Genomic DNA, 24295 nt, shown 5'->3' on the forward strand with positions numbered 1-24295 from the left:
TGCAAGCCCCCGGAAGACGCGATCGGATGCGGTGGACGCACGCGCCTCGTAAAAGGGGTGGTGCGTCTCGGACGGCCCCACACTAACGGCTCGCCCCAGCCCGTCCGGCGCCTCCGTGCAACTGCCTCCGCCGGTCCCGGCGATGCCCGCTCGACGGGTGCCGGTCACCTCATACAGCTGGGTCAGACAGCGGCCTTCTTCAGGCGGCGACGTTCACGTTCGGACAGTCCGCCCCAAATGCCGAAACGCTCGTCATTCGCGAGTGCGTATTCAAGGCATTCGGAGCGGACTTCGCAGGCGAGGCAGACCTTCTTCGCCTCTCGGGTCGATCCGCCCTTCTCGGGGAAGAACGACTCGGGGTCGGTCTGCGCGCACAAGGCGCGCTCCTGCCAGCCGAGCTCTTCGTCCGCCTCTTCGACCAGCAGTTGTTGGAACAGCTCGGTCATGTGCGCGCCCCTCGTCCGTCTTTGCGTCCCCGTGATGCTGTCGTTATCGAACCGGCTTGAACGACACGAGTGAAATTACAAGTGTGCCGATCCGGGCCAGTCAAGCCGAGATCTGCTATTGAGCCCGTTATTCACTCGGCGGAACCAAGCCTTCGCAGTAAGTGTTCAAATCACCACGAACTATGACACTCGCGCCGGGAGGCTGGGCGAATTGCCCGTCTCCTTCCCGGAGAACGCGGTGACCTGCGGCCACGTTCCGGCGTACCCCCCGGATGGCCCTGATCACATTCGGATCACAGAAGCGCAACGGCGTTCGTCGGCACGACTGGTGCGCCACCTCTCCCCGGAGAACCCGCACAAACCTTTCGTCGCACGGGGCAACCAGAAGCGGTGAACATCGCGCCCGAACGGGACATCCGGTTGACATCGGGGCGTGCGGCCCGCTCTGCTTGGCCGCATGCCAGCGACCTCTGAGTTCCGAACGGCCGGCGGAGACCTCTCCGCGCGGTCCGACGGGGGCCGGTGCTCCCCCGCCGCCTCGGATGTCATGGAGTCCTGTCGCTGTCGCTGTTGTTGAGCGCTCCTCCTCCGACAGCCGGGCCGCGCACGCGCGGCGTTCCTCTCCAGTACAAGGGCGTATCCGCACGTGAACAGCGACAACGAGATCGCGGGCGACCTGACCGCGATCCCGCACCTCCTTCCCGCGACCCCCGCGCACCCCTCGACCGTGGCGGGCTACGCCGGGCTCGTCCGCACCCTCTCCGCCGACCGCGCCTCCTGGGCGCCGCTCGTGCGCTACGACCCGGTCTCGCGCTGGTACCACCGGCTGCGCACAGGGCCCGGATACGAGGTGTGGCTGCTCAGCTGGCTGCCGGGGCAGGGCAGCGGGCGGCACGACCACGGGGCTTCCTCCGGCGTCTTCGGCGTCCTTGAGGGCGAGTTGACCGAGCACGGGCGGTCGGCACGCGGGCTCACCTCCGGGGACGTACGGGTGTTCGCGCCCGGCTATGTGCACGAAGTGGTCAACGACGGTCTGGAACCGGCCGTGAGTGTGCACGTCTACTTCCCCGGGCTGACCGAGATGCCGATGCACTGCTCCGTGGGCCGCGCGGAGGCGCGCGATGCCCTGGCCAGGTGACGGGGCCGGGCTCCCGGCTGCGAGACTGTGCCCATGCAGCGCATTGTGGTTCTGGCCGGGGGCATCGGCGGTGCCCGCTTCCTCCGCGGGCTCAAGTCGGCGGCGCCGGAAGCGGACATCACCGTCATCGGGAACACCGGCGACGACATCCATCTGTTCGGGCTGAAGGTCTGCCCCGACCTCGACACCGTGATGTACACGCTCGGCGGTGGCATCCATGAGGACCAGGGCTGGGGGCGGGCCGGGGAGACCTTCGCCGTGAAGGAGGAGCTGGCCGCCTACGGCGTCGGACCCGAGTGGTTCGGGCTCGGCGACAAGGACTTCGCCACCCATATCGTCCGTACTCAGATGCTCGGCGCCGGATACCCGCTCAGCGCGGTCACCGAGGCGCTGTGCGCGCGGTGGAACCCCGGGGTGCGGCTGCTGCCCATGACGGACGACCGGGTCGAGACACATGTGCTGATCGACACGGCGGACCTGGACGGCTCCTCGGGGGATGACGCCGAGAGCGGTCGCAGGGCCGTGCACTTCCAGGAGTACTGGGTACGGCTGCGTGCCTCCGTCCCGGCGCACGCCGTGGTGCCCGTCGGCGCCGACGTCGCCAAGCCGGGGCCCGGCGTGCTGGAGGCCATCGCGGACGCCGATGTCGTGCTCTTCCCGCCGTCCAACCCCGTGGTGAGCGTCGGCACGATTCTGGCCGTGCCCGGCATCCGGGAGGGCATCGCCGACGCCGACGTACCCGTCGTCGGGCTGTCGCCGATCGTCGGGAACGCGCCCGTGCGCGGCATGGCCGACAAGGTGCTGTCCGCCGTGGGCGTCGAGACGACCGCTGCGGCGGTCGCGCAGCACTACGGTTCGGGGCTGTTGGACGGATGGCTGGTCGACACGGTCGACGCCGGCTCCGTACAGGCCGTCGAGGAGGCGGGCATCAGATGCCGCGCCGTACCGCTGATGATGAAGGACACGGAGGCGACGGCGCTGATGGCACGGCAGGCGCTGGAGCTGGCCGAGGAGGTACGGGCGTGACCGCACCCGAGAACGCCGGGAACGCCGGGAACGGCGGGAACGCCGGGAACGGCGGGAACGCCGGGAACACAGCCGGGGCCACCTCCTACGAGGTGTGGGCGCTGGCCGGTATCCCCGAAGTGCGGCCGGGCGACGACCTGGTGAAGCTCATCGCCGACGCCGTCGCCACGGGCGGCGCGGATGTGGACTCGCCCTCGGGCGGGCGGGGGCGCGGGCTCGTGGACGGCGATGTGCTCATCGTGACGTCGAAGATCGTGAGCAAGGCCGAGGGCAGGATCGTCGAGGCGGACGACCGCGAGGCGGCCATCGATGCGGAGACCGTACGCGTGGTCGCGCGGCGCGGGCCCGCGCGGATCGTGGAGTCGCGGCACGGCTTCGTGATGGCGGCTGCCGGGGTCGACGCCTCCAACACCCCCAAGGGAACCGTGCTGTTGCTGCCCGAGGACCCGGACGCCGCCGCGCGGCGCGTACGGGAGGGCATCAGGGAGACGCTCGGGGTCACCGTCGGCGTCGTGGTCACCGACACCTTCGGGCGGCCGTGGCGCGAGGGGCAGACCGATGTGGCCATCGGCGCCGCCGGCGTACGGGTCCTGGAGGACCTGCGGGGCAGCGTCGATACGCACGGCAACCCGCTCGGTGTGACGGTCACCGCCGTCGGTGACGAACTGGCCGGTGCGGGCGAACTGGTGAAGGGCAAGGCCAGCGGGCTGCCCGTCGCCGTGATGCGCGGCCTGGCGCGCTACGTCAGCGGCGTGGGCGCCGAGGCCCCGGGTGATCCGGTCGGCCCCGACGGGTCCGGTGGATCCGACGGGTCCCGTGGCCCCGGCGTCCGTGTCGGTCCGCGTGCTGACTCGGCGCGGATGCTGGTGCGGGACGCCGCCAACGACATGTTCCGGCTGGGCACTTCGGAGGCCGTGCGCGAGGCGGTGACGCTGCGGCGGACCGTACGCGAGTTCACCGACCAGCCCGTTGACGAAGAGGCCGTACGGCGTGCTGTCGCAGCCGCCCTGACGGCGCCCGCGCCGCATCACACGACGCCGTGGCGGTTCGTGCTGCTGGAGAGCGAGGAGTCGCGGGTGCGGCTGCTCGACGCGATGCGGGACGCGTGGATCGCGGACCTGCGGCGGGACGGCAAGAGCGAGGAGAGCGTCGCCAAGCGGGTGCGGCGCGGTGACGTGCTGCGCAACGCCCCGTATCTGGCCGTGCCCTGTCTCGTGACGGACGGGTCGCACGACTATCCGGACGAGCGCCGCTCGGCGGCGGAGCGCGAGATGTTCGTCGTCGCCAACGGCGCGGGCATCCAGAACTTCCTCGTCGCGCTCGCGGGTGAGCGGCTGGGCTCGGCCTGGGTCTCCTCGACGATGTTCTGCCGTGACGTCGTACGGGACGTGCTCGAACTGCCCGCGCACTGGGACCCCATGGGCGCCGTCGCCGTCGGCCACCCGGCGAGCGCGCCGCGCCACCGGCCCGCGCGGTCGGCGGAGGACTTCATCGTCAGCAGGTGAACTTCCGCAGGTGAATCTTCCGCAGGTGATCAGCGCATGAGGATCGTCAGCGGGTGAGGGGCGCGGCGGGGCCCACGCCTCACAGCGGGGCGATGTTGCCGACCGGGAAACGGGGAGCCCTGCGGGGCATGCGCGGGCCGGCGAGCAGGACGTAACGGGAAGCGCGGTGACGCTGGCCCGCGTACGGGGCCAGCAGCCGCAGCATCTCCTCGTCGTCCGCGTCCCTGCGCCCCGTGAGCGCGTGCCCGACCTGGCGCGGCAGGTGCAGGTCCCCGACCGTGATCGCGTCCGGGTCGCCGTTGCTGCGCTGGAGCACCTCGGCCGCCGTCCAGGGGCCGATGCCCGGTATCGCCTGCAGCCGGGCCAGCGCGGCCTCCAGCCCCATGTGCGCCGCCTCCTCCATGCGGCCCGCGCGCTGCGCCGCGCGGATGATCGCGGAGGAACGCTTGTGGTCGACGCCCGCGCGGTGCCACTCCCAGGAGGGGATACGGAGCCAGCCGCGCGCGTCGGGCATCACCCACAGGTCGGGGTGCGGACCTGGGGCGCGCTCACCGAAGCGGCGGACCAGCAACCGCCAGGCGCGGTACGCCTCTTCGGCGGTGATCTTCTGCTCCAGTACCGACGGAATCAGGGACTCCAGCACGCGGCCCGTGCGGATGAGGCGCAGCCCGGGATAGCGGCGGTGCGCCTCGCGGGTGAGGTCGTGATGCGGCACGAACGCCGCGGGGTCGTCCTCGGCTCCGAGCAGCGCGGGCAACCCGTCCAGCACCCACGCGGCCCCGGGACCCCACGCCTCGGCGCACACCTCACCGCCGCGCACCGTCAGATGCAGCGCGGCAGGACCCGCCGGCGTACGGGTGCCGCGCCACAGCGAACCGCCCTCGACCCGGAACGTCGGATCGTAGGGACCGCGCCCCAGCACGCCGAGGCTGCTGCGCAGCGCGTACGGGCCGGGTGGGGTCCAGGAGCGGGTGTGTGGCACGAGCGCAAGCGTAGGCCCCGGGACCGACAGTCCCGGGGCCGGGTTTGCTGGTGGACCGGTGCGCTGGTGGGCCGGTGTCGCTGGTGTCGCCTGTCCGGCGACGGGGTGGTGCTTCCGGGCCCGGGGGCCGGCCGAAGACCGGCCCCCGGGTGTGCTGGTTTCCGGCGTGGGTGCCCGTTCAGCTGTCGGAGGAGAAGCGGACGGCGCCCGCGGGGATGCGGGCGTCGCACCAGACGCGGATGCCGCCGCGCAGCTCGTTGTCCTCGCCGATGACGGCACCGTCCCCGATGACGGCACCGTCCAGGACCGTTCCGGCGCCGATGCGGGCTCCGGCGCCGATGAGGGAGTCGCGGATGCGGGCGCCGGGCGCGATGACCGAGCCCTCCAGCAGTGCGCTGCCGTCGATGCGGGCGCCCGAGCCCACTTCGGCGCGGGCGCCGGCGACCGAGCCGCCCGTGAGCTTGGCGTCGCCCGCGACCTCGGCGGTCTCCAGTATCAGCCGCTCGCCGCACCGGCCGGGGACGGCGGGTGAGGGTGCGCGGCCCAGGACGAGGTCGGCCGAGCCGCGTACGAAGGACTGGGGGGTGCCCAGGTCCAGCCAGTACGTGGAGTCGACCATTCCGTGCAGATGCGCTCCCGCGGCGAGCAGGCCGGGGAAGGTCTCCCGTTCGACCGAGACCGGGCGGCCGGCCGGAATGGTGTCGATCAGGGAGCGGTTGAAAACGTAGGCGCCCGCGTTGATCTGGTCGGTGACGATCTCCTCGGGGGTCTGCGGCTTCTCCAGGAACGCGGTGACCCTGCCCGCACCGTCCGTGGGGACGAGCCCGAAGGCGCGCGGGTCGGTCACGCGGGTGAGGTGCAGGGAGACATCGGCGCCCGCCTGCGTGTGCTGGTCCACCAGGGCGCGGATGTCGAGCCCGGAGAGTATGTCGCCGTTGAAGACGAGCACGGGCTCGTCGGGGCGCGAGTACAGCCGGGAGGCGACGTTCCGGATGGCGCCGCCCGTACCGAGCGGCTCTTCCTCGGTGACGTACTCCAGGTGCAGGCCGAGTTGGGAGCCGTCCCCGAAGTACGGCTCGAAGACCTCGGCGAGATAGGAGGTCGCCATCACGACATGGTCGACGCCTGCCGCGCGGGCGCGTGCCAGTTGGTGCGTGAGAAAGGGCACGCCCGCGGCGTGAACCATGGGCTTGGGTGTGTTCACCGTCAGCGGACGCAGCCGGGTGCCCTTGCCCCCGACCAGAAGGATCGCTTCTGTCACGTGTTGTCTCTGCTTCCTGCCGGGGTCCGCCTGCCAGCCCGTCGGGCGGGCGGCGGCCAGTGTATGCAGACGCGCCTGGACACTTCGGCGGCCCCGTGCACACGTCCGGGCAGGTGGAGCGCGGCGCTGGTCAGAGCCGTGCGGCTCGCTCAGCGGCCCTGCAACTTTGCCGCGGTGGTGCGCGCGGCGCCGAGCTTGCCGTAGAGGCGGGCGCCGGGGCACGCGGTGTTGAACCCGTCCCTGTGTCCGGAGATCGTGCGGAAACTGACTTTCTTCCCCTTCTTGTGCTTGGTGCCGCCCCCGGAGACCAACGTGGTCCTTCCGCCCGGGTTGATGCCGAAGAGGCCAAGCTTCCAGGCGGTGAGCCGGGAGATCGCGTCGACGGCTGCTGCGGACGGGGACGCCTTGTTGAACGAACCGAGTACGGCGATGCCCGTGCTGTTGCTGTTGAAACCGTAAGTGTGGGCTCCCATCACCGGCTTGGCCACACCGCCGGACCTGCCTTCGTAGACGGTGCCGCACTTGTCGACGAGGAAGTTGTAGCCGATGTCCCGCCATTTGCTGCTCAGGACGTGGAAGCGGTAGATGCCACGGATGATCGAGGGGACCTGGGCGCAGCGGTACTTGTTGCTCATCGCCGTGTGGTGGATGAACGCGGCCCGTACGGTCTTGGTGTACGCGTGACCCGACTCACGGATACGTTCGTTGGCGCCCCAGCCCTTACGGGTCACGATGCGCGGGCGGGGGCCGATGAAGGGGCGGGACGAGGCGTACTCGGCGGCCGTCGCCTCCCGGGTGAGCTCGGGGAGCGCCGCACCGCGCGCGGCCTCCGACGCGGCGAGCCGCTCGGCCGCGTCGGCGTCGTCCTCGGCCCCGGCGCCCTCGGTCCCGGCGGCGTCCGACCCGGCTCCCGAGGACCCCTTGGGAACGGCACTCTCGCTCCCGCCCGCGGAAGGACCCGGCGCCGGGCGCTGCGCGTTGCCCGCGTCGGGACGGGCCGCTTCGGGACGGGCCACCTGGGGGCGGGCCGATTCGGAGCCAGCCGTTCCGGGGCCGGCCGTATCGGGGCCAGCCGTATCGGGGCCAGCCGTATCGGGTGCCTGCGGAACCGGGGCGTGCGGTGCCGAGGCGTTGGGCGCCGGGCTCTGCGGGACCGAGGCATTAGGCGCCGGGCTCTGCGAGGTGGGGGCGTTGGGCGCCGGGCTCTGCGAGGTGGAGGGCTGCGAGGCGGGGGCCTGCGAGGTGGGGGGCTCGGGGCCGGGGTCGATCAGTTCCAGGCTGAGCCCCTTGGGGAGGGCGTCCGGGAGGTTGGCCGCGAGGGCGGCCCGGTCCGTGCGGGGGTGGCCTGGGGCCGCGGCGCCCGCGCTCGTGTGCTGGTGACCTCGAAGGGCGCGGCCGGCTGCGCGTTCGGACACGATCTGGGCCTGTACACCGTCGGAATCGCCGACCCACAACGGGGCTGTGGCGCCCCGGACTTCACTGTCGGCGGCACCTTTGCCCTCGGCTCCGGCGGCGTCGGCGGGGTGGGTCTCCAGCTCGTGCCAGCCGGACCAGCGCCCCGTGTTCGCGTCGCGGGTGCGGACGCGGACGGTGCCGTGGAGTTCCTCGTCGCCGCGTTCCCACACGACGCCGAGCAGCGCGTAAGGGCGTACGGTCCGGGCGCCGATCTCCCGGGTGCCGGGCTCCGCACCTCCGCCCTGGGTCCTGGACGTGGAGTCACCGGCCGTGAAGCTCAGGGACTGGGTGCCTCCGGACGGCTGGGCCTCGCCCGCTCTTCCCTCCGCCTCGCCCGCTCCTCCCGTCGCTCCGGCCGCTCCGGGCGCCCCGGCCGTGCGGGCGGGGTCGGGGGGTGCGGCCTGGTCGCCGGTGGCGGCAGCGAGGGGGGCGAAGGGGGCGAGGGGAAGCAGCAGGGCGGCGGCGGTGGCGACACCGATCGAGGTTGCAAGATTCGCACGCATGTTATTGATCGTGGGCATATCGCCCTATTTCTGTCCATTCAGAACAGAGCCGGACCGCTCCCCTCGACCCCCTCACAGGCACTCAGACCCGAGCGCCCGGCCTCGCGCTGACGCCCCGCCAGCCACGGCCCGCGCGTACGCTTGCGCGAATGAACGCCACCGAGCACACCCCCGCCGACCTGCTGCGTACGGCGCTGGCCGCCGATCCGTCCCGCCCTCTGGTGACCTTCTACGACGACGCGACGGGCGAGCGCGTCGAACTCTCCGTCGCCACCTTCGCCAATTGGGTGGCGAAGACGGCGAATCTGCTCCAGGGAGACCTGGCAGCCGAGCCCGGCGACCGGCTCGCGCTGCTGCTGCCCGCGCACTGGCAGAGCGCCGTATGGCTGCTGGCCTGCTCCTCGGCCGGAGTGGTGGCGGACGTGGGCGGCGAGGCGGCCGGTGCCGATCTGGTGGTGAGCGGCCCTGACACCCTGGAGGAGGCGCGCGCCTGTCCGGGCGAGCGGGTCGCGCTGGCGCTGCGTCCGCTCGGTGGCCGGTTCCCGCAGCCGCCCGAGGGTTTCCTCGACTACGCCGTTGAGGTGCCGGGCCAGGGCGACAGGTTCGCGCCGTTCACACCGGTCGGCCCGGACGATCCGGCGCTGGCCCTGCCGGGCGGCGTGGAGCTGACGGGCGCCGAGGCCGTGGCCCGCGCCCGCGCCGATGCGGAGTCGCTCGGGCTCAGCGCCGGTTCGCGGCTGCTGTCGGCGCTGCCGTACGACGGCTGGGAGGGCGTCAGCTCGGGGCTGCTGGCGCCCCTGGCGGCCGGAGCCTCCGTGGTGCTGGCCCCGCGGCTGGGCGCGCTGGATGCCGCGTCCCTCGACAAGCGCAAGGAAAGTGAACGCATCACCCACACCGCCGATTGACGGTGGCCCCGCACCCCTGCCCGACCTCATGATCGGCAATGCGTACAACCATGCGTGCGTTTCGGACGTCTGTCTTACGTGACCGGCGCGCGCCCGCACATTCGTACGCCCAGCCGCCGCCGATATGTGAGGGATGACGCAGCCGTGACCGACCCGGGCACCACTGACGACGACTCAGGCACGGCTGATCCCGCGGCCTCCTCCAGCTCCGCTCTTCCACGCCGGCCACGCCGTCGGCGGAGCTGGTTGCGCTGGGTCGCGCTCTCCGCCTCGGTCCTCGTCCTGGCAGCCGCGGCGACGGGCTGGTCCCTCTACAAGAAGCTCGACGGGAACATCCGCACCGACTTCAACACGGCCCATGAACTGGCGGAGTACGAGAAGGAACGACCGCCGCCCGTCGAGGGCGTCGTTGAGGCGCAGAACATCCTCGTCCTCGGCTCGGACAACAGGGGTGACGGCAACGGCAAGTACGGCCGTGACGAGGGCAGTCAGCGCTCGGACACCGCGATCCTGCTGCACATCGCCGGCGACCGGCGCAGCGCGACGGGGGTCTCCATCCCGCGCGACCTGATGGTGGACATACCGCGCTGCACCCTGAAGGACGGCTCGCGCAGCGACAAGCGGTTCGCGCAGTTCAACTCGGCGTTCCAGGACGGTGGTACGGCCTGCACGATCCGTACGGTCGAGAAGATGACCCACGTGCGGATCGACCACCACCTCGTACTCGACTTCCGCGGCTTCAAGAAGCTGGTGAACGCGGTGGGCGGCGTGGATGTCTGCCTGCCGGAGTCGGTACGGGACAAGGACGCCAAGCTGGACCTCCCCGCCGGACGGCAGACCCTGCACGGCGAGGACGCGCTCGGATACGTACGTGCACGGCACAGCCTCGGCAACGGCAGCGATACGGAACGCATCGACCGGCAACAGCAGTTTCTTGGATCTCTGGTCAAGAAGGTACGCAGCGACGGTGTGCTGCTGAATCCGGGGAAGGTCTATCCGGTCCTCGACGCGGCGACCTCGGCACTCACCGCCGATTCAGGGCTGGATTCCCTCACTGAGCTGTACGAACTCGCACGGAGCGTGCGGGATATCCCGGAAGACCACGTGCGTTTTCTTACGGTGCCCCGACAGTCGTACGAACTGGACATCAATCGCGATGAACTGGTCCAGCCCGAAGCCGACCGGCTCTTCTCCGCGCTCCGCCACGACCGCCAGGTACGCGTACGCGGCGAGCAGCGAGAGGCTGTTGACGCGGAGTCCGCAGAGCGTGACGGAGCGCAGAAAGACGAGAAATCCGGGGATCGCAAGAGCGACGGAGAAGGGGAGAAGAAGAAGGAGAACGGTGAAGAGACAGACACCGGCGGAGACGGGAAGCGCGAACCAGGTCAGGCATACCGGGGAACGACAGCCGCGCACGACATCTGCTCCACGAATGAGGCTGAGAATGAGGCGAATTGACCGTTTCTGGGTTCGTGGAATGTGTCACCGACGTCGCTACCCGCAGAACCTGCCGGATAGTGTGAGCGCTCCGGTCAGTCCCGGAGCGGCAGCAGCAGCCGGTTAAATGGAGGACTTACGCAATCGTGGACGCGCAAGGCCGTGGGCAAGCGGGAGATATCGATCCCGCGGATCAGTGGGTGTTCAACCCGAACACCGGCAGCTACGAGCTGCGACTGAACGCCGCCGACGACTCCCCGAGTCAGTACGGCACCCAGCGACCCTCCGCGCCCCGCCAGAGACGATCCTCGGCCCGGCACGAGAGCCCCTCCCCCGCCGAGCCGGCCACGGACGACGACGGGCAGGGGCCGGGTGGCGAACCCCGGCTGCCCTCGCAGCGCCGGGCGCGCGGGAACACCAAGTCCGGGCACGCGGAGGGCAAAGGCGGCGGACACGGCCGCAGAAAAGCCAAGTCGCGGATGTCCGGCAAGAAGAAGGCTCTGTGCTGGAGCTGCGGCGGACTGGGACTGCTGCTGATCGCGGGATGCGTGGGCGGCTACGCCTACTACCAGCGCCTCAACGGCAACATCAACAAGGTCGATGTCGGCATGAACAACGACGCCGTCAGCGACGGGCCCGTGAACATCCTCGTGATCGGCACCGACGCACGCGAGGGCAAGGGCAACACCGGCTACGGCGACAACGGCAGCGTGGGGCACGCGGATACGACGTTCCTCTTCCATGTCTCCAAGGACCGCTCCAACGCCACCGCGCTCTCCATCCCGCGCGACATGATCACCAGCATCCCCAACTGCCCCACCAAGCAGAAGGACGGCTCCACCAAGAGCATCCCCGGCCAGGCACAGGCACGGTTCAACACCAGCCTGGGGCAGTCGGAACGGGACCCGGGGTGCACCTGGCGCACGGTCGAGAAGCTGACCGGAGTGAAGATCAACCACTTCATGATGGCCGACTTCAACGCCGTCAAGGAGCTGTCAACGGCGGTCGGCGGCGTCGAGGTCTGCGCCGGCAAGGACATAAACGACCCCAAGTCCCATCTGAAGCTCAAGGCGGGCAAGCACGTCGTGCAGGGCGAGCAGGCCCTCGCGTTCGTTCGTACCCGGCACTCGGTCGGCTTCGGCAGCGACCTGAGCAGGATCGGGCTGCAACAGCAGTTCCTCAGCGCGATGATCCGCAAGATGAAGTCGGGTGACACGCTCACCAACCCGTCCAAGCTGTTCGACCTGAGCGATGTGGCGACCAAGGCGCTGACGGTCGACACCGGCATCGGCAGCGTCAAGAAGCTGATGTCCCTGGCCAACGACCTCAAGCGGGTCAACACCAAGAACATCACCTTCACCACCGTGCCCGTCCTCGACAACCCGGACGACCCGGCGACCGTCGTACTCGACAAGGCCAAGGCGGAGCCGCTGTTCAAGATGGTCAGGGACGACAAGTCGATGACCCAGGTGAAGAAGAACCAGAAGCGCAAGGCCGCTTCCCAGGCCAAGAAGGCACCGGCGTCCGAGGTCGAGGTGCAGGTGTGGAACGGCGGCGGCCCCGCGGGCGCGGCCCGCGAGACCGCGGGCTGGCTGCTCGGCGAGGGCGCGGGCAAGGCGTCCGTCGGCGACAACGCGCCCCAGGTGAAGAAGACCAAGCTGGAGTACGCGCCCGACCAGGAAGGACAGGCGGCCCGCGTCGCCGACATGATGGGTCTGCCCGCCTCGGCGCTCAAGAGGGTCGCGGAGAGCCCCGCTTCGGACGGCGGCATGAAGCTGACCCTCGGCCGGGACTACTCCGGCGCCGGAGAGCCCATCACCTCACCCGACAAGGCTCCGGCAGGCGTCAAGAAGGTCAACGCGGACGACAAAAACATGTGTGCGAAGTGATAACTACCCCTCCGGCACGTCCCGCCAGACCCCCGGGGGAAGCACAACCTGATCACGACGGGGAGGTCCCGTGCGGCAGCACAGCATCCGCGGCAGGGGGGCGCGCAAGAGCGCGCCCACGGCCGCAGACCGGGGATGGGACGAGAGCCTCTACGCGGAGGACCCGCCCACGCGTCGCACGGACGCCGAGACGCCAGGACCTGGCGGACCAGAAGGCCAGGCCGGCCGCCGCCGGCACGCGCATGCAGCGGGTGACAACGGCGGCCACGACGACAGGTATGACAGCACGGTGGATGACAGCACGGTGGACGACGGACGCCGCCCGAAACGCAAAAGACGCGTGCTCCGCTGGTTCGTCATCGTCCTGGCGCTGCTGATACTCGCCGCCGCTGGTGGGGGCTACCTCTACTACCGGCATCTGAACAACAACCTCGACAAGGACCCGCTGAACCTCGGGGACAGCAAGCTCGACAGGACCGACCCCAACGCGGCGGGCCAGACGCCCCTCAACATCCTGCTGCTGGGCTCCGATTCGCGCGCGTCCAAGGCCAACATCAAGCTGGGCGGCTCCCGCGCCGACCGCGACAGGCCGCCGCTCGCCGATGTGCAGATGCTGCTCCATGTCTCGGCCGACCGCAGCAACATGTCGGTCGTCTCCGTACCCCGTGACACCAAGGCGACGATCCCCAAGTGCACGGACGGCGAGGACGGCAAGGTCTACCCCAAGACCACCGACCGCATCAACACCAGCCTCCAGCACGGCGGTCCTGGCTGCACGGTCGCCACCTGGGAGGAGATGACAGGCATCCCGGTCGACCACTTCATGATGATCGACTTCGAGGGCGTGGTCTCCATGGCCGACGCCGTCGGCGGCGTCCCGGTCTGTGTGAACAACAACGTTCACGACCCCAAGTCGCAACTGAAGCTCAAGAAGGGCGACTCCGTCGTCAAGGGCGAGCAGGCCCTCCAGTGGCTGCGTACCCGGCATGGCTTCGGCGACGGCACCGACATAGGCCGCGCCAAGGCGCAGCACATGTACATGAACGCGATGGTCCGCCAGCTCAAGTCCGGTACGAAGCTCACCGATCCGGGCAAGCTGCGCGACCTGGCCGAGGCGGCGACCAAGGCGCTCACGGTCGACGAGCACATCGGCTCGGTCAAGAAGCTCTACGACCTGGGCAACGACCTCAAGCGCGTCCCCACCAAGCGCATCACCATGGCCACCATGCCGTGGGAGTACGGGCCCAACGGCTATGTGCTGCCCAAGCAGGACGACGCCGACAAGATCTTCTCGCTCGTACGCAACGATGTCGCGCTCGACGGCAAGGACAAGAAGAAGGCCGAGGCGAGCAAGAAGGCCCAGCCCACGGCACCTTCACAGCCCAAGGCCACTCTCCCCGTACGCGTCATGAACGGCACCGGCACCTCGCTCCAGCGCCCCGTCACGGGACGCGCGAGCGTCATCGCGGGCACCCTGACGCGCAAGGGCTTCAGCCGGGCTGTGTCCGACCAGACGCCCAAGTCGCAGGCGGACACGACCATCAGCTACCCGCGCGAGAGCGAGCGCGGGGACGCGCTGGCCGTCGCCAGAACGCTGGGCATCCCCGAGCGGCTGGTCAAGCACTCCTCGGCCGCGCAGGAGGTCACGCTGGTGGTCGGCGCCGACTGGCGTGAGGGCGCCGCCTACCCGAAGGGCGAGAAGGGCGGCGGCGCCAAGGGCTCGCAGGACGACCCCGACGACCACAAGGCACCGGACAGCGCGGACGCGCTGAACGGGAACGACAAGAAGGCGTGTATGGAGGTCAACCCGAACTACGTGTGGTGAGGACGGGTGCGCGACGGCTCGCGATCACCTTCCTGGCCAGCTTCTTGGGGCTGGTCAGGAAGCCCCACCCCCACGACATGTGCATGGTGGCGAGCGCGACAGGGATCTGTGCGCGCGCCGAGAGCCCCAGGCCCTTGCCCGCCGGCAGCGAGCCCGCCACGATGGCCGCCAGATAGCCGCCCGGCACGACCAGGGCCCACGGGGTGACCGCGACACCCACCACGACACCGGCGGCGATGGCGCACACGGCCACCGGCGGCGCGAGGTAGCGCAGGTTGATGGAGCCCGCGTGGTAACGCGCGACCACATGGCGCCAACGGCCGTAGTTCCGGTACTGCTTGGCCAGTTCGCGCACGCTCGGCCGGGGACGGTAGGAGACCCGCAGCTCGGGCGAGAACCAGATGAGCCCGCCCGCCTCGCGGATGCGGAAGTTCAGCTCCCAGTCCTGGGCGCGGATGAACTCCTCGTTGTAGCCGCCCTGTTGCTCCAGCACCTCGCGCCGGAAGACACCCAGGTACACGGTCTCGGCCTCGCCCGCCTCGCCTCCCGTGTGGAACGCGGCGTTGCCCACACCGATCTTCGACGTCATGGCGGCTGCGACCGCGTGCTCCCAGGCGTTCTCGCCCTCGGCGTGCATGGTGCCGCCGACGTTCGCGGCGCCGGTCTCCTCCAGGAGCCGTACGGCCGTGGCGATGTAGTTGGGCGAGAGCATGCCGTGGCCGTCGACGCGGACCACGACGGGGTGCCGGGACGCCTTGATCGCGGCGTTCAGCCCCGCCGGCGTGCGGCCGGTCGGATTGGGCACCGTCTGCACGCGCCCCCAGGAACGGTTCGCGTTCTCGGCCACGAGTTCGGCCGCGATCTCGTCCGTACGGTCCGCCGAGGGGCCGAGCGCGATCACCACCTCCATCTCGCCCGCGTACTCCTGCTCCAGGATGTGCTGGACCGAGGTGCGCAGATGCCGTTCCTCGTTGAGGACCGGCATGATCACGGAGACGGCGGGGAGCGCGTCGGGGGCGGTATTTCCGGAGGCCCCGGAGGGCTTCGAGGAGCTTTGAGTCACGCGATTCACGGCCTCACGGTACCGCGAACGGGGGAACCTCCCGCACCGCCCGCACCCCGCCCGGGTGCCCGGCGGCGGCCGGGGCGGCGTGTGTCCGCGATGCGCAGATCGTACTGGCCTACGGTGCGGAGACCGTAAGTCAGCGGGGCGTCACCGGGAGTACTGTCCGGCGGGTCCCGCCCGCGAAGAAGGTGATCTCCCTTTGCCCGACCGCGCACAGTCCCCCCGTCCCCCCACAGCCTGGCCCCGGCCCTCCACCCCCGGCACCCGCACCGCACGGCCCCGTCCCCCGGCCGGCGGCAGACCGGGAAACGGCGGTACGGGCCCCGGCGGCAGGGGCAACGGCGGCCGGGGTGGCGGGGGCGCCGGGTACGGCGGTGCGGGATATGGCAGCGGTGCGGGATACGGCGGCAACAGCGGCAACGGGCCCGGGGGCACGGGGCCGGGCGGTACGGGACCCGGCGGTACGGGCCGCGGTGGTCCCGCGCGTAAGGGGCGCCGCCCGCGCTGGGGGGTACGGATCGCCACCGGGCTGTCCGTGCTGCTGCTGACAGCGGCCGGCATCGGGCACGCCATGGTCACGGGCCTGAACGCGGACGTACGCAGGGTCGACCCCTTCCATGGCCTCACCGACAGGCCCGAGGGCAGCAACGGCTCCAACATCCTCGTCGTCGGCACCGACAGACGCGACACGATCTCCGCCTCGCAGAAGGAGAAGTACCACCTCGGTGGCACCGCCTGCGACTGCACGGACACCCTGCTGCTCGTCCACCTGTCGGCCGACCGCGGCCGGGCCAGCGTCGTGAGCCTGCCGCGCGACTCCTACACCCGCCTCCCCGCGCACAGGGACAGGTCCACGGGCAAACGGCTCCCGGCACAGGGCGGAAAGCTCAACTCCGCCTATACGACAGGCGGGCCCTCGCTCACCGTCCGTGCGGTCGAGGGCATGACCAATGTGCACATCGACCACTACCTGGAGGTCGACTTCACCAGCTTCATGAGCACGGTCGACGTCCTCGGCGGGGTTCCGGTCTGCACCACGAAACCCCTCAAGGACAGCCATTCCGGTCTCGATCTCCCGAAGGGGACCACGCGGCTCAACGGCGGCCAGGCCCTCCAGTACGTACGCGCCCGGCACCTCGACGGCGGCTCCGACCTGGACCGGATGAAGCGCCAACAGCGCTTCCTCGCCTCGGTGATCTCGCGCGCGACGGACAGCGGCGTGCTGATGAACCCCGTCCGCTTCAACAGGGTCGCCGGCACCCTGCTCGAATCGGTCCGCGCCGACCGGGGGTTCGGCAGCGACCAGATGCTGGCGCTCGGCCAGGCGATGCGCGGATTCAGCCCCGCGTCCTCGGAGTTCGCCTCCGTACCGCTCGCCGACCACGACCACCCGGTGCCGGGGCTCGGCTCGACCGTCAAGTGGGACAGGAAGAAGGCCGACCAGCTGTTCACGGCCGTCAGGGAGGACCGCCCGCTCGCCGTACGCAAGCCGCGCCCCGGCGTCACGGCGCGCGTCGAGGTCCCTCCGCGTGACATCCGCGTCGAGGTGGAGAACGCCACGGGCGAGCGCGGCCTCGGCCGCCGTATCGACCGCGAACTCCGCGACACGGGCTTCGCGACCACCCGCACCCCGGGCAACGCGCCTTCCGGCTCCTCCGAGGGCACCACCATCACCTACGACCCGGGCTGGGACCGCTCGGCCCGCGCCCTGGCGACCGCACTGCCGGGGGCGACCCTCACCAAGTCCGAGGGCCACGGCCCCCGCATGAAGGTCACCGTCGCCGACACCTCCCAGCGCGTACGCCCCGTACGCGCCACGTCCCTGGCCAACACCCAGGAGGGCGCCCCGATCCGGGGCGACAAGGTCGGCTGCGGCTGACGCTCCCGCTCAGCAGGTGGGCCCGGCCGCCAGTGGCGGCCGGGCCCGGTCACTGAGCGGACTCACGCCGTGGCTCACGCCTTGTGGATCTTCCAATCGGCCACATCGGAGCTGCGGTTGAAGTAGGCGTTGGTGCACAGGTCGAGCTTGGCGCCCTGGACGGGGCTGTGGTGATTGGTCTCCAGGAAGCCGCCGTTGTCGCCGTAGATGTTCCACAGGAGGACCACGTCGCCCACCCGGACGTTCTGGTCGGCGGGCGCGGACGTCCGGGCGAAGATCCGCCAGCGGCCGGTACCCGCTGCGCGGTCCTTGGCCTGGGAGGTGGACACGTCGTACTTCGCTCCGGCGCTCTTCTGCTCGGCCCTGGCGTGGTTGTTGGTGTCCAGGTATCCGCCGTCGCCGCCGTAGAGGTTGCGCAGGTGGACGAGGTCACCGCTCGTGACGGGCTGTCCTGCGGCCTTGCCCGTCGCGGAGAGGATCTCCCACGTGCCGGTGCCCTTGCCGCGGGTGGGAGTGTCGGCGGTCGCCACGTTGTACTTGGCACCGCTTTCGGTGCTGTGGCCGATGGTGTCGAGGTAGCCACCTTGCCAGCCGTTGTAGCCGTTCTGCAGATGGATCTGATCGCCGTACTTGAGTTCGTTCGCCATGGGTCCCCCCTTGGTGGACGTACGGACCTGGGCCGGGCGATGTCACCGGTTCAAGGCTCGCGGGACACCAGACATCCTGGTGATTCCACCTGTATCCGCTAGACCCCGTGCAAACGTGGCTAAAACTCGTTCAGTTCATTTCCGGCCGCCGACCGAACCTCTCGCGCGGCGCTCCCCCGGGCCCCGCGTCAGCGCTCGCCGCCCCGGCGCCGCCCCTCACCCGTCGGTGCGGCCTTCGCGCAGGTCGCGGATGGCTCGGCGGCGGGCGAGGCGGTGTGTGCGGCGGATCTGGGCCTCCTGGAAACGGCGTTTGTCCTGGTCCGTCTCCGGGATCACCGGTGGGACGGAGCGCGGCTTTCCGCTCTCGTCGACCGCGGCGAACACGAGGTAGGCGGAGCCGACCTGTGTCGCGGGGGTCGACTCGTTCCAGCGTTCGGCCATGACGCGCACGCCGATCTCCAGGGATGTCCGTCCCGTCCAGTTGCACTGCGCGTGCACATGGACCAGGTCGCCCACGCGGACCGGGGAGAGGAACGCCATTTCGTCCATGGACGCCGTCACGGCGGGCCCGCCCGAGTGCCGCCCCGCGACCGCGCCTGCCGCGTCGTCGGCCAGCTTCATGACCACGCCCCCGTGCACCGTCCCGTACAGGTTGGTGTCACCCGCCGTCATGATGTGCGACAGCGTCGTACGTGACGCCGATGTCGGCTTTCCGGGGAGGTCGTCCCCCGCCGATATAGGGCCCTGATCAGTCATGTCACCACCATAAGCGGGCGGCCCCGACCTCGTGATCCGGCGAGGTCACCGGCCCGCGGTGACGCCGGCCTGCCCGGAAGCTCGCCTTCTGCCTGAAGGGCCTGGTCGGTCACGCCCGCCACCTTATGCGGGGAGATGACGGCGCTCCGACCTGAGTATTTGCATCAGAACTGCTACAGCCTGCACCCGAAGCGGTACCCGCCCTGTGTTCGCGCCCCCCTGGACAGGCACACTTCCGTGCATGAATCAGTGGCCCGATGGTTGGACGGACAGCCCCCGGGGCCGGGAGGGACGCGGAAGCGACGCGCCCCGGCCCGACCCCACACGTGTCATGCCCCATACACAGAGGCCGGGTGTACCCCCCCAGTCCAGAGGACAGCAGGGGTACGACTCCGGGTACAACACGGGCCAGGTGTACGGAGGGGGCGGCGGACGCGACGACGGGCAGGGCCCGTACGACGACCGGCCGCGCCCGAACTGGGGCCGCAGAATCAAGATCGGCCTGATCGTGCTGGTCGTGGTCGTGCTGGTCTGGTCGATCGGCACGTACTTCTGGGCCGACTCCAAGCTGCGCAAGGAGGTGGACCTCGGCATCGTCGAGGACCGCCCCGAGAGCGGCGACGGGACCAACTATCTGATCGTGGGTTCCGACAGCCGCGAGGGCATGTCGGACCAGGAGAAGAAGGACCTGCACACGGGCGGCCCGACGGACGAGGGCCGTACCGACTCGATCATGATCCTGCACGTCGGCAGCAGCGGGAATACGATGATCTCGCTGCCGCGCGACTCGGACGTCGAGGTTCCCTCCTTCACCGGTTCCGACAGCGGCAAGCACTACGAGGGCCAGGGCAAGCACACGAAGATCAACGCGACCTACGCGCAGGACGGCCCCGAGCTGCTGGTCCGTACGGTCGAGCACAACACCGGGCTGAAGATCGACCACTACGCGGAGATCGGCTTCGGCGGCTTCGCGAAGATCGTGGACGCCGTCGGCGGCGTGGAGATGGACATTCCGCGCGACATCAAGGACGAGAAGTCCGGCGCCGACCTGAAGAAGGGCACGCAGACCCTCGACGGGAGGCAGGCGCTGGCGTTCGTCCGTACCCGGTACGCGCTGCCCGGCAGTGACCTGGACCGCACCAAGAACCAGCAGAAGTTCCTGGCCGCGCTGGCGAACCAGGCGGCGACGCCGTCCACCGTCCTCAACCCGTTCAAGCTCTACCCCACGATGGGTGCGGGCCTGGACACGCTGAAGGTCGACAAGGACATGAGCCTGTGGAACGTCGCCTCGATGTTCTGGGCGATGAAGGGCGTCTCCGGCGGCGAGGGCAAGTCGATGAACATGCCGATCGCGGGCCCCGCGCCCGGCGGCAACCTCGCCTGGGACAAGGCGAAGGTCAAGCAGCTCGTCGACCAGCTCAACAACGACGAGAAGGTGACCGTCAGCTCGGACCGCTGAGCCGAGCGCACACACGAGTGGCCGGGCCCCACCGGGGGTCCGGCCACTCGTGTTTCCTCCAGAGCCTCGTACCGAGTCTCGTGCCGGGACCCGTACGGAAGCGGCGCGTGCCCGCGGTCAGCCCCTGTCCGTGAGGCACAGGCAGAAGGGGTGCCCGGCCGGGTCGAGGTAGACGCGGAAGTCCCGTCCCTCGTCGTTGGTCTGCACGAGGCGGGCACCCAGGTCGAGGACGCCGCGCTCGGCCTCGTCGATCTTCTCGGGGGCCACGTCGAAGTCGAGGTGGAGCTGCTGGGCGTGCTCCAGGCTCGGCCACTGGGGCGGGATGAAGCCCGGGGACTCCTGGAAGGCGAGCCGCCTGCCGGAGTCGGGATCCACCACCTCGGTCCACTCGGAGTCGCTGTGGGGGTCGATCTTCCAGTCGAGCATGCTCGCGTAGAACTCGGCGAGCCGCCGGGTGTCGGGACAGTCCAGGACGACAACGCCCAGTTTGGCGATGGCCATCGTGTTTCCTCTCCTCGGTGGTGCGTTCCGTGTGCCCGTGTACGGTCGCGCCATGGCGCCCGTTACCACCATAGAGACTCAAGCGGTAACGAGGACGGTTACCTCATGATGGCGGCGTGCCGGTAACGTGGCAAGGGTGGGAGACAGACAGGCACCGCAACCGCTCGCCCTCGTACAGGAGTTGGTGAACACCCTGGACGTCGAGACGGGTGCGGACGGCCTGGCGTCGCCCGGGGACCTGGACCGGTTCACACGTGAGAACGGGTTGACCGGAATCCGGCTCGGCACACGTGACATCGAGGGGCTGCGGGAGCTACGGGAGGCACTGCGTGCCGCCTGTCTCGCGCACACGGGCGGCACGGTGCCCCAGGACGCCGGTGCGGAAGCCGGGTTCGAGGCCGTGCTGGAGCGGAAGCTGTCCCGCGCGCCGCTCGTCCTGCGCCTCGGGGCCGACGGTACGGCTGCGCTGCGCCCGGCCCCCGGGCTGACCGGGCTCGCGGCGCTGACGGCCCAGGTGGCAGCGGGCATCGCCGCCGCGGCTGCGGACGGCACCTGGGAGCGGCTGAAGGCGTGCGAGGCGCACGACTGCCTGTGGGTGTACTACGACAGGAGCCCGGGCGCGCGGCGCCGCTGGTGCCGGATGGACCTGTGCGGGAGCCGCGCGAAGATGCGGGCCTACCGGGCGCGCAGGGGCGAGTGAGCGTGTGCCCCTGTGGGTGTGTCGTCGGCTGTGGGTGCGTTGCCGGCTGCGGGTTCGCTGTGGCTGGTCGCGCGGTTCCCCGCGCCCCTTCGGGGCGCGGGGCGTGGTTCACGGGAACGCGGCGCGGCTCATGCCGTGGGGCGGCCCAGGGCGCGGAACGTCCAGCCCGCCTTGCGCCACAGCGCGGGGTCGAGGGTGTTGCGGCCGTCGAGGATGTGGCGGGTGGCCGTCGCGTCGCCCAGCTCCCCCGGGTCCAGCTCCTTGAACTCGTTCCACTCCGTCAGGTGCAGCACCACGTCGGCCGCGCGTACCGCCTCCAGCGCCGTGTCCGCGTAGCCCAGGGTGGGGAAGATGGCGCGGGCGTTGTCCATGCCCTTGGGGTCGTAGACGGTGACCTGCGCGCCCTGGAGGTGGAGCTGTCCGGCGACGTTGAGTGCGGGCGAGTCGCGTACGTCGTCCGAGTCGGGCTTGAAGGTGGCGCCGAGCACGGCGATGCGCTTGCCCAGCAGGGTGCCGCCCACCGCGTCGCGGGTCAGCTCGACCATCTGGGACCTGCGGCGCATGTTGATGGAGTCGACCTCGCGCAGGAACGTCAGCGCCTCGGAGGCGCCCAGCTCGCCCGCGCGCGCCATGAAGGCGCGGATGTCCTTGGGCAGGCAGCCGCCGCCGAAGCCGATGCCGGCGCGCAGGAACTTCTTGCCGATCCTGTCGTCGTGCCCGATGGCCTCGGCGAGCCTGACCACGTCGCCGCCTGCGGCCTCGCAGACCTCCGCCATGGCGTTGATGAACGAGATCTTGGTGGCCAGGAACGAGTTGGCCGAGGTCTTGACCAGCTCGGAGGTCGGGAAGTCGGTGACCAGGAAGGGCGAGCCCTCCGCGATGGGCTGCGCGTAGACCTCGCGCAGCGTCTCCTCGCCGCGCGGCCCGCGCACGCCGACGACGATGCGGTCGGGGTGCAGCGTGTCCTGGACGGCGAAGCCCTCGCGCAGGAACTCCGGGTTCCAGGCCAGCTCGGCGTCCTCGCCCGCCGGGGCCAGCGCGGCGATGCGGTCGGCGATGCGGTCCGCGCTGCCGACCGGGACCGTCGACTTGCCGACGACGAGCGCGGGGCGCGTCAGATGCGGCGCGAGGGAGTCCATGGCCCGTTCGACGTAGGACATGTCGCAGGCGTACTCGCCATGCTTCTGGGGGGTGTTGACGCACACGAAGTGCACGTCCCCGAACTCGCCGATCTCCTCCCAGGACTCGGTGAAGCGCAGCCGTCCCGTGGAGCCCTCGACGCCGGGAACGTGCATACGCAGCAGTTCCTCAAGCCCCGGCTCGTACATGGGAGCCGTGCCCTGCTCCAGTTTGCGGATCTTCTCGGGCACCACATCCAGGCCGAGCACCTCGAAGCCCAGCTCGGCCATGGCGGCGGCGTGGGTGGCGCCGAGGTATCCGAGGCCGATCACGGTGATCTTGGGCGAAGCCATGCTGGTTACTCCTTGCTACGGCAGAACGCTGCCCGCGAGCATAACGGGGCCTCTCCTGTCGCGAACCTCACGTACCCCACCTCGGCCCTCGCCCACTAAAATTGAGTTACTTAACGGTAACTAGCATGCACACCCTCAGAGGAGTGAGACACCTTGGCGTCTGAATTCGACCTCTACCGGCCGTCCGAGGAGCACGACATGCTCCGCGACTCGGTGCGCGCGCTCGCTGAAGCGAAGATCGCGCCGTACGCCGCCGAGGTGGACGAGGAGGCCAGGTTCCCGCAGGAGGCGCTGGACGCACTCGTCGCCAACGACCTGCACGCCGTTCACGTCCCCGAGGAGTACGGCGGCGCGGGCGCCGACGCGCTCGCCACGGTCATCGTCATCGAGGAGGTCGCGCGCGTGTGCGGCTCGTCCTCGCTCATCCCGGCCGTGAACAAGCTGGGCTCGCTCCCCGTCATCCTCTCCGCATCGGACGAGCTGAAGAAGCGCTACCTCACGCCGCTGGCCAAGGGCGAGACGATGTTCTCGTACTGCCTGAGCGAGCCGGACGCGGGCTCGGACGCCGGCGGCATGAAGACCAAGGCCGTGCGGGACGGCGACAGTTGGGTCCTCAACGGCGTCAAGCGCTGGATCACCAACGCGGGCGTCTCGGACACCTACACGGTGATGGCCGTGACCGACCCGGACAAGCGCACCAAGGGCATCTCCGCCTTCGTCGTGGAGAAGGACGACGAGGGCGTCTCCTTCGGCGCCCCCGAGAAGAAGCTCGGCATCAAGGGCTCCCCCACCCGCGAGGTCTACCTCGACAACGTCCGCATCCCCGCCGAGCGCCTGATCGGCGCCGAGGGCACGGGCTTCGCCACCGCGATGAAGACCCTGGACCACACCCGCATCACCATCGCGGCCCAGGCACTCGGCATCGCGCAGGGCGCACTCGACTACGCCAAGGGCTACGTCCAGGAGCGCAAGCAGTTCGGCAAGCCCATCGGGGACTTCCAGGGCGTGCAGTTCATGCTCGCGGACATGGCCATGAAGCTGGAGGCGGCCCGCCAGCTCACCTACTCGGCCGCCGCCAGGTCCGAGCGCGTCTCGCAGGGCGCCGAGAAGGAGGACCTGACCTTCTTCGGTGCGGCGGCCAAGTGCTACGCGTCCGACGCCGCGATGGAGATCACCACCGACGCCGTGCAGCTCCTCGGCGGCTACGGCTACACGCGTGACTACCCCGTCGAGCGGATGATGCGCGACGCGAAGATCACGCAGATTTACGAAGGCACGAACCAGGTGCAGCGCATCGTCATGGCGCGCAACCTGCCCTAGGGCTTGTATTTGGTCGTGATCAATGTGCGGGATTCGCCCTCCTGGCGAGGGCGGCTCCGGTAGTCAGGGATGTATGACGCGTGCGCAACTGAGCGATGAGGAGTGGGAGTACGTCGAGCCGTA

Annotated in this window: 20 protein-coding genes; 11 read left to right on the plus strand and 9 right to left on the minus strand. The window is 70.2% G+C overall.

All coding sequences use genetic code 11. The features are described from left to right. Positions 1-182: 182 nt before the first annotated feature. On the minus strand, positions 183-446 hold the full coding sequence (locus NMN56_RS38810; RefSeq protein ID WP_004952403.1) for a WhiB family transcriptional regulator: 264 nt from the start codon (positions 444-446) through the stop codon (positions 183-185). A 646-nt stretch (positions 447-1092) separates the two neighbouring features. On the opposite strand from NMN56_RS38810, the gene NMN56_RS38815 reads away from it, so the two are divergent. From NMN56_RS38815 to NMN56_RS38825, 3 genes are read left to right on the plus strand one after another with little or no spacing between them, the layout of a single operon-like run. Next, a complete protein-coding gene (locus tag NMN56_RS38815; RefSeq protein ID WP_274047317.1) occupies positions 1093-1584 on the plus strand; it encodes a cysteine dioxygenase in 492 nt (163 codons plus the stop codon). A gap of 33 nt (positions 1585-1617) precedes the next feature. After that, the gene (gene cofD / locus NMN56_RS38820) at positions 1618-2610 is read left to right on the plus strand and encodes a 2-phospho-L-lactate transferase (protein WP_274047319.1); all 993 of its coding nucleotides are present in this window, start codon (positions 1618-1620) and stop codon (positions 2608-2610) included. Continuing rightward, positions 2517-4115, plus strand: a complete 1599-nt coding sequence (locus NMN56_RS38825) for a coenzyme F420-0:L-glutamate ligase (RefSeq protein WP_274047320.1) — start codon at positions 2517-2519, stop codon at positions 4113-4115. The genes cofD and NMN56_RS38825 overlap by 94 nt, the downstream gene beginning before the upstream one ends. A gap of 79 nt (positions 4116-4194) precedes the next feature. Here the strand turns inward: NMN56_RS38825 and NMN56_RS38830 are convergent, their stop codons facing one another. From NMN56_RS38830 to NMN56_RS38840, 3 genes are all read right to left on the minus strand, one after another. Beyond that, entirely contained in the window at positions 4195-5097 is a 903-nt protein-coding gene (locus NMN56_RS38830) for a DNA-3-methyladenine glycosylase family protein (RefSeq protein ID WP_274047321.1), read from the minus strand. Positions 5098-5275: 178 nt separating this feature from the next. Continuing rightward, positions 5276-6358 carry a mannose-1-phosphate guanylyltransferase gene (gene manB, locus NMN56_RS38835; RefSeq protein ID WP_274047322.1) on the minus strand — a complete coding sequence of 361 codons (1083 nt, stop codon included), beginning with the start codon at positions 6356-6358 and terminating at the stop codon, positions 5276-5278. 149 nt (positions 6359-6507) lie between these two features. Then, positions 6508-8316 (minus strand): N-acetylmuramoyl-L-alanine amidase, encoded by a 1809-nt coding sequence (locus tag NMN56_RS38840; RefSeq protein WP_274047324.1) that lies wholly within the window; start codon positions 8314-8316, stop codon positions 6508-6510. 149 nt (positions 8317-8465) lie between these two features. Between NMN56_RS38840 and NMN56_RS38845 the strand changes: the two genes are divergently transcribed. The 4 genes from NMN56_RS38845 (at position 8466) to NMN56_RS38860 (ending at position 14372) form a co-directional block, all read left to right on the plus strand. Beyond that, positions 8466-9221: a TIGR03089 family protein gene (locus NMN56_RS38845; protein WP_274047326.1), complete on the plus strand. Its 756-nt coding sequence runs from the start codon at positions 8466-8468 to the stop codon at positions 9219-9221. Positions 9222-9365: 144 nt separating this feature from the next. Beyond that, the gene (locus tag NMN56_RS38850; RefSeq protein WP_274047328.1) at positions 9366-10679 is read left to right on the plus strand and encodes an LCP family protein; all 1314 of its coding nucleotides are present in this window, start codon (positions 9366-9368) and stop codon (positions 10677-10679) included. Between the two features lie 125 nt (positions 10680-10804). Continuing rightward, positions 10805-12547, plus strand: a complete 1743-nt coding sequence (locus NMN56_RS38855) for an LCP family protein (RefSeq protein WP_274047329.1) — start codon at positions 10805-10807, stop codon at positions 12545-12547. Positions 12548-12617: 70 nt separating this feature from the next. Next, positions 12618-14372, plus strand: a complete 1755-nt coding sequence (locus NMN56_RS38860) for an LCP family protein (protein ID WP_274047330.1) — start codon at positions 12618-12620, stop codon at positions 14370-14372. On the opposite strand, the gene NMN56_RS38865 is transcribed toward NMN56_RS38860, so the two are convergent. Beyond that, entirely contained in the window at positions 14350-15435 is a 1086-nt protein-coding gene (locus NMN56_RS38865) for a glycosyltransferase family 2 protein (protein WP_430542827.1), read from the minus strand. The two genes, NMN56_RS38860 and NMN56_RS38865, sit on opposite strands and share 23 nt — an antisense overlap. 202 nt (positions 15436-15637) lie before the next feature. Here NMN56_RS38865 and NMN56_RS38870 point away from each other — a divergent pair, with 202 nt between their 5' ends. After that, positions 15638-17317 (plus strand): LCP family protein, encoded by a 1680-nt coding sequence (locus tag NMN56_RS38870; protein WP_347178822.1) that lies wholly within the window; start codon positions 15638-15640, stop codon positions 17315-17317. A gap of 74 nt (positions 17318-17391) precedes the next feature. Here NMN56_RS38870 and NMN56_RS38875 read toward each other — a convergent pair whose 3' ends face one another. Together NMN56_RS38875 and NMN56_RS38880 are read right to left on the minus strand one after the other, a co-directional pair. Next, complete coding sequence (locus tag NMN56_RS38875) at positions 17392-17964, minus strand: hypothetical protein (protein ID WP_274047331.1); 573 nt, start codon at positions 17962-17964, stop codon at positions 17392-17394. A gap of 216 nt (positions 17965-18180) precedes the next feature. Further along, positions 18181-18720, minus strand: coding sequence for an acyl-CoA thioesterase (locus NMN56_RS38880; RefSeq protein WP_274047332.1), 540 nt, complete (start codon positions 18718-18720; stop codon positions 18181-18183). Positions 18721-18961: 241 nt separating this feature from the next. Between NMN56_RS38880 and NMN56_RS38885 the strand changes: the two genes are divergently transcribed. Continuing rightward, positions 18962-20179 (plus strand): LCP family protein, encoded by a 1218-nt coding sequence (locus tag NMN56_RS38885; RefSeq protein WP_274047333.1) that lies wholly within the window; start codon positions 18962-18964, stop codon positions 20177-20179. A gap of 117 nt (positions 20180-20296) precedes the next feature. Here the strand turns inward: NMN56_RS38885 and NMN56_RS38890 are convergent, their stop codons facing one another. Then, a complete protein-coding gene (locus NMN56_RS38890) occupies positions 20297-20680 on the minus strand; it encodes a VOC family protein (RefSeq protein ID WP_274047334.1) in 384 nt (127 codons plus the stop codon). A gap of 136 nt (positions 20681-20816) precedes the next feature. Here NMN56_RS38890 and NMN56_RS38895 point away from each other — a divergent pair, with 136 nt between their 5' ends. Then, on the plus strand, positions 20817-21380 hold the full coding sequence (locus NMN56_RS38895) for a CGNR zinc finger domain-containing protein (protein WP_274047335.1): 564 nt from the start codon (positions 20817-20819) through the stop codon (positions 21378-21380). A 128-nt stretch (positions 21381-21508) separates the two neighbouring features. Here the strand turns inward: NMN56_RS38895 and NMN56_RS38900 are convergent, their stop codons facing one another. Then, a complete protein-coding gene (locus NMN56_RS38900; protein WP_274047337.1) occupies positions 21509-22852 on the minus strand; it encodes a UDP-glucose dehydrogenase family protein in 1344 nt (447 codons plus the stop codon). Between the two features lie 153 nt (positions 22853-23005). On the opposite strand from NMN56_RS38900, the gene NMN56_RS38905 reads away from it, so the two are divergent. Next, positions 23006-24172 (plus strand): acyl-CoA dehydrogenase, encoded by a 1167-nt coding sequence (locus tag NMN56_RS38905; protein WP_274047338.1) that lies wholly within the window; start codon positions 23006-23008, stop codon positions 24170-24172. Positions 24173-24295 lie beyond the last annotated feature (123 nt).

Source organism: Streptomyces iconiensis, from assembly GCF_028657195.3.
In the GTDB taxonomy this organism is placed as follows: Bacteria; Actinomycetota; Actinomycetes; order Streptomycetales; family Streptomycetaceae; genus Streptomyces; species Streptomyces iconiensis.

Bases quoted from the DNA above. Each gene is read 5' to 3' on its own strand.
- NMN56_RS38810 (WP_004952403.1), bottom strand. From the start codon at position 446: ATGACCGAGCTGTTCCAACAACTGCTGGTCGAAGAGGCGGACGAAGAG.
- cofD (WP_274047319.1), top strand. From the start codon at position 1,618: ATGCAGCGCATTGTGGTTCTGGCCGGGGGCATCGGCGGTGCCCGCTTC.
- NMN56_RS38825 (WP_274047320.1), top strand. From the start codon at position 2,517: ATGCCGCGCCGTACCGCTGATGATGAAGGACACGGAGGCGACGGCGCT.
- NMN56_RS38840 (WP_274047324.1), bottom strand. From the start codon at position 8,316: ATGCGTGCGAATCTTGCAACCTCGATCGGTGTCGCCACCGCCGCCGCC.
- NMN56_RS38845 (WP_274047326.1), top strand. From the start codon at position 8,466: ATGAACGCCACCGAGCACACCCCCGCCGACCTGCTGCGTACGGCGCTG.
- NMN56_RS38875 (WP_274047331.1), bottom strand. From the start codon at position 17,964: ATGGCGAACGAACTCAAGTACGGCGATCAGATCCATCTGCAGAACGGC.
- NMN56_RS38880 (WP_274047332.1), bottom strand. From the start codon at position 18,720: ATGACTGATCAGGGCCCTATATCGGCGGGGGACGACCTCCCCGGAAAG.
- NMN56_RS38885 (WP_274047333.1), top strand. From the start codon at position 18,962: ATGAATCAGTGGCCCGATGGTTGGACGGACAGCCCCCGGGGCCGGGAG.
- NMN56_RS38890 (WP_274047334.1), bottom strand. From the start codon at position 20,680: ATGGCCATCGCCAAACTGGGCGTTGTCGTCCTGGACTGTCCCGACACC.
- NMN56_RS38900 (WP_274047337.1), bottom strand. From the start codon at position 22,852: ATGGCTTCGCCCAAGATCACCGTGATCGGCCTCGGATACCTCGGCGCC.